This window comes from Neptunomonas sp. CHC150 (assembly GCF_030397555.1).
Classification (GTDB): Bacteria; Pseudomonadota; Gammaproteobacteria; order Pseudomonadales; family Balneatricaceae; genus Neptunomonas; species Neptunomonas phycophila.
Genome location: NZ_JAPNXU010000043.1, coordinates 1 through 598 on the forward strand (window position 1 = coordinate 1; position 598 = coordinate 598).

A 598-nucleotide genomic window follows, 5' to 3' on the forward strand; every position below is an offset into this window, starting at 1 on the left:
TGAAATCGCTTCCGAACTAGGTTTGAACAGCACCAGGATCATTTATCACTGGGCTGACAAATTTGGATGGCGTGATATGTTGCGCGAGCAAACGATTGATGAATCGATAGCGCGTAGAATTGAAACCCTGCTTGAGCTGGAAAACCCGACCAAAGGCCAGCTCGATATGCTTGATAGGCTCATCAAGCACCACGTACAACTTAAAAAATTCCATGCTCAAGCTCAGCCAGTTGGAGAGAAACACTCAACTAACGAAACTGAACCTGTAGCTAAAACGAACGGTAAAAGCTCGCGTTCTAATAAGTCTGACGACAAGCAGAAAAAGAAGAGCAAAAAGAAGAACAACATTGCAGAGCTGACCAAAGAGAACTTCGCGACCTGGCATGAATCGCTCTTCGAATATCAGCACACGATGCGTAACAACCTGCACCAACGTACTCGTAATATTCTTAAGTCCCGCCAGATTGGCGCCACCTACTATTTCAGTGGTGAAGCGTTAGAAGATGCGATTTTGACCGGCGATAACCAGATATTCTTATCTGCGTCTCGCGCCCAGGCAGAAGTATTCAGAAGCTACATTATTGCGATTGGTGAAGAG

1 protein-coding gene is annotated in these 598 nt (G+C 45.7%); it reads left to right on the forward strand.

Features of this window, described 5'->3' with window-relative positions:
• Positions 1 to 4: 4 nt before the first annotated feature.
• Positions 5 to 598, forward strand: a 594-nt coding sequence (locus OW491_RS18075) for a terminase family protein (RefSeq protein ID WP_290037281.1), incomplete at its 3' end; no start/stop codon positions are given.